Genomic DNA, 3,971 nt, shown 5'->3' with positions numbered 1-3,971 from the left:
GATCAGGACTTACGCAACTGGCACATTGGTAGGGTGCGTCAAATATCAACAATCTGTTTATTTGCAGGATTTATGCAGTCTGACGCACCCTACAACAGATTTTTGGTGTGACACTTGCGTAAGTCCTATAGATGTCAAGCTAAAAGAAATGTAATTTATAATATTAGACCTGTTGCTTGGTACTTTGCAAGAAATAAATATAAACCCTTTCAGTCTAGATTAGATTTTGTAACAGCTTTATATGACACTCTTATGCAGTATCGTATAACGCAAGAAGATAGCGATAATTGGCTTGAAAAGGTTAAAAATAATTATTGGGATCATACACAAGTGGAATTATAAATTCTGTAGAAGGATTATTAGTTTTATCTACTTAGAACGTAGACTTGATTGGGAACTGACAGCATTTTTTGAATAACTATTCTTTCCGAAATTTCTCTTACCACAGTAACTACTACAGTATTTCCCAATAAATCAAATGCTTTATTGATAGGTAAATTAATGTGATAATCTTCAGGAAAACCAAATAATCTTAATCCCTCTCTAATTGTTAAACATCTTAACCCTTTACCATCAACTACTGCTAATCTCTGCATATCCGTAGCTACTAAAGTTGGGGCAATATCATGAGGATTAAGTATTTTATTAATCGGAAAACTGAGTTTACCAACTACAATATTATAGCCTTTTGGTAAATCAAGTCTATATTCTCTTTTCTTTACTGTTTTACCATCTTTATTTACTACTGCTTGAATATCTTTAGGATGTTCATATTTTAAATAACCTTTATTTGCTAAATCATCTAATATTTGTTTTAAATTTTTATGTTGATAAAAAGTTTCAATTTCATCTAAACTTAAGGGTATTCCATCCATCCACTGAATACGCTTTTTAGCAGACCAATTTTTTCTTCTTCTTTGTTTTAGTAATAAATTTAGTAATTCTCTTTGTTCTGTACTAACATTTCCTTTTAATTCTAAATCCCAACTGTGAATATTATCTTCTCCTCCTCTTTTATCTCTAATAGATTTACCATAAAGTTCATCAAGAGAATATTGTGCTAATAATTTCTTTACAAAATTTGTTTGTAACGTCGGACAACCTGTTTCTAAAATGTTTAATAATACAGATTTATTATTTCTAGGAAAATTTAAAGAAATAGGGTTTGTCTTAGTTCCAGTTATATAAACTCTTTTTCTATCTTGAGGAACACCAAAATCTCTAGCATTCAAAACATCACATTTAACCTAATAACCTAATTGTTCTAATTTATTTACAATAGTTGTTAATGTTCTACCGTCATCATGTTGAACTAAACCTTCAACATTTTCTAATAAAAATCCAAAAGGTGATTTATCTTGTAAAATACGTTCAATTTCAAAAAATAAAGTTCCTCTAGTATCTAAAAATCCTTGTCTTGTTCCTGCACTACTAAAAGGTTGACAGGGAAATCCAGCTAATAAAATATCAAAATCAGGTATTTTTTGACTTGATATTTCAGTGATATCACCCCAGATTTTATCTTCATTAAAATTTTGTTGATAAACTTTAATTGCTGTAGATTTAATTTCGGAAGTTAAAACACATTCGCTGTGAATTCCTAAAGATTTACAAGCTTTTTCCAAGCCTAATCTCATTCCCCCAATCCCTGCAAATAAATCAATAAACTTAATAGTGGTAGACATTTTTAGCTATTAATATCAACAAACAATTTATATATTAACATAGTATGTATGTTTTTAGTAACGATAATTATTTTTTATGAAAATATGATAAATTAAAGAATGCTATTATAACGATACTTCTCAGAGATATTGTAGCTGTTATAATAGGATTTAGCTTATCCAACAACTATATTATTTTCAGGAGGTTTAACTATGACTCAAATTATTAATCATCAATCTAATTATCAAAAATTAACCGAAATTTTCAAAACTCTAATTGACAATAATCCTCTTTATCAAGAAAACTTAGATAAAGAAAAAATGCTGGAAGTAATTAATCGTACTTTTGATCCTGTCGCTGTTCCTGATGTTAATAGTATCTCTGAGGAAAAATTAACGAAACGGATTAAAATAATTTTATCTTTACATTTAGTTTCAGGAATGCTAAATGATTTCACTCCAGAGCAAATGCAAATTTTTGATGAATCTGTAAAACGAGGTTAAATGGGTTATTTATTAGATACTAATATTATTCAAAATGCTCTTGATAAAATTTCACACAACATACAATATACTGATTTTATTTATCTAATATCCTGATAAATAAATCGGGTGATAAAATTTGTGTTCCGTGATAATGTTTTAATGGAAGAATATGTTTTTTATCAAGAGAAACTAAATAATCAGCACTAATTTCATAAGCTGCGGCTAAAAACATATTATCATTAGGATCAATATTATCCAAGATTGTCGCTTCATAAGTACCTTGAATTTTAATTGCCGTATAAAAAATGGCTGTTAAAATATCTTTAATATCAGTTTTATCAATATTTTTTGCTAATAATTTTTCAACTAATTCCTCTAATAGTTGTGGAGAAATTACTAGGTTAAATCTACCTTCTCGCCAGTATATAATAATTTTACAAGGCGCACTATTCGGGTTTTTACTCAGTAAAGCTGAGATAAAAACAGATGTATCCAAAATGACTAAAAGTATTGGTGAATCAAATTTTTGAAAAGACATTATAATAAATCCGATTCATTTAATTTTGCCGATATTCTTTCACTGGCTGCATAAAATTTTTGCCAAACTTCCTCTTCGCAGTCGTTGGATAAAGCTAAAACTTCACTGATAGTTTCTGCAATAATCTCTTTTGCTTGTTGTTTATAATCTACTGGTGGTTTTTCTTGATTATTTAATCCCAGTTGTTCAATTAATTGTTGTAATAACCATTGTTTATCTTCAATGGAATAAGTTTGCAATATTTGTTCAAGTTCAATAATCTTAGGTGATGGCATAAGATTTTTTATAGGAAAAGTTGAGTTAGTCTTATTATACCACATTCGTAGTTAAAACGGAATTAATATGATCAGATTTTAGATAATTCGCAATCAAGATAAAATTGTATGAATTTTCAATTCAGAAAACTTACTGAGCTATTTTATGATCACACAACAAATGCAAATTATTTATTTTTTAACTCTATTTTTTCTTGTAATTTATTGATTTGTTGTTGTAATTGTTCAATTTGACCATCTTTTTCTTCTAACCGACGATAAAGTTCTTGAACAGATTTCTCTAAATTTTGATTGTCATTAGAGTTATTACTCTGACCGGAGGACAAAAGTAGTTAAGATACTGATAAAATAAGGTGCATAGCTCTCTCACCCTGTTGATAATACTTCTGTTTATTAGGAGATAATCTCAATAATGACCTAACTAATTCCCCACAATTAAGTAGGTTGGTGTTGAAAATTGTCGTTATGGCAAGGCAAAAGACAAGAGGCAAGAGGCAAGAGTGAAGATGGTTTGGGCGATTTTACATTTCTTTACACAGTTTGGTTTTATTGTGTTCACCTACTTATCTATGAAATTAACCCAAGTCTGAGCATATAATCCAATATAAAAAAAAGTAGGTCTATCTCTTTTTACCATAAATCGGTACAATCTTTACCTGATAAGATGTTTAGACTATTTCGTCATCCCGTTAGATATTTTTGGGAGATATAGAAGCACTTTTAGAAAATCATTTAGAGCGTTTATCAGAATTAGAAAATAAGGTTATTAACTGGTTATCCACACAAAATGAACCTATAGATATTTCCCAAAAACCTGCTGATATTGAATTATCAAATGCTAGATTTTTGCAAATTATACAATCTTTAACACGACGGTGTTTAGTAGAAAAAGTGTTAGGAGAAGAAGACGACAAAGAAAAACTGCAAGAGCGTTTGGCTAAATTGTCCGGTGGTGTAGCTGTAGTTAAAGTTGGTGCAGCTACCGAAACCGAAATGATGGACAAGAAG

The 3,971-nt window shown here is 29.4% G+C and carries 5 protein-coding genes and 2 pseudogenes; 3 read left to right on the top strand and 4 right to left on the bottom strand.

Annotated elements, in window-relative coordinates; translation table 11 throughout:
- The first annotated feature begins 114 nt into the window (after positions 1-114).
- Complete coding sequence (locus CA730_RS26370) at positions 115-342, top strand: NgoBV family restriction endonuclease (RefSeq protein WP_096663540.1); 228 nt, start codon at positions 115-117, stop codon at positions 340-342.
- Between the two features lie 23 nt (positions 343-365).
- Here CA730_RS26370 and dcm read toward each other — a convergent pair.
- Positions 366-1,685, bottom strand: a pseudogene (gene dcm, locus CA730_RS02565) (DNA (cytosine-5-)-methyltransferase).
- Positions 1,686-1,877: 192 nt separating this feature from the next.
- Between dcm and CA730_RS02560 the strand changes: the two are divergent.
- The gene (locus tag CA730_RS02560; protein ID WP_096663537.1) at positions 1,878-2,168 is read left to right on the top strand and encodes a hypothetical protein; all 291 of its coding nucleotides are present in this window, start codon (positions 1,878-1,880) and stop codon (positions 2,166-2,168) included.
- 76 nt (positions 2,169-2,244) lie between these two features.
- On the opposite strand, the gene CA730_RS02555 is transcribed toward CA730_RS02560, so the two are convergent.
- From CA730_RS02555 to CA730_RS24080, 3 genes are all read right to left on the bottom strand, one after another.
- Complete coding sequence (locus tag CA730_RS02555; protein WP_096663514.1) at positions 2,245-2,688, bottom strand: putative toxin-antitoxin system toxin component, PIN family; 444 nt, start codon at positions 2,686-2,688, stop codon at positions 2,245-2,247.
- Positions 2,688-2,963: a hypothetical protein gene (locus tag CA730_RS02550; RefSeq protein ID WP_096663511.1), complete on the bottom strand. Its 276-nt coding sequence runs from the start codon at positions 2,961-2,963 to the stop codon at positions 2,688-2,690. Before CA730_RS02550 ends, CA730_RS02555 begins: the two co-directional genes overlap by 1 nt.
- Before the next feature lie 167 nt (positions 2,964-3,130).
- Positions 3,131-3,289: a hypothetical protein gene (locus CA730_RS24080; RefSeq protein ID WP_157749905.1), complete on the bottom strand. Its 159-nt coding sequence runs from the start codon at positions 3,287-3,289 to the stop codon at positions 3,131-3,133.
- 373 nt (positions 3,290-3,662) lie between these two features.
- Between CA730_RS24080 and CA730_RS24810 the strand changes: the two are divergent.
- Positions 3,663-3,971, top strand: a pseudogene (locus tag CA730_RS24810) (hypothetical protein); the annotation flags it as partial.

The sequence above is a fragment of the Dolichospermum compactum NIES-806 genome, from assembly GCF_002368115.1.
Classification (GTDB): domain Bacteria; phylum Cyanobacteriota; class Cyanobacteriia; order Cyanobacteriales; family Nostocaceae; genus Dolichospermum; species Dolichospermum compactum.
Note: the sequence above shows the minus strand (reverse complement) of the source record. Positions and strands in the feature narration are given on the sequence as shown.

Coding starts and splice junctions, on each gene's coding strand:
- CA730_RS02560 (WP_096663537.1), top strand. CDS start 1,878: ATGACTCAAATTATTAATCATCAATCTAATTATCAAAAATTAACCGAA.
- CA730_RS02555 (WP_096663514.1), bottom strand. CDS start 2,688: ATGTCTTTTCAAAAATTTGATTCACCAATACTTTTAGTCATTTTGGAT.
- CA730_RS02550 (WP_096663511.1), bottom strand. CDS start 2,963: ATGCCATCACCTAAGATTATTGAACTTGAACAAATATTGCAAACTTAT.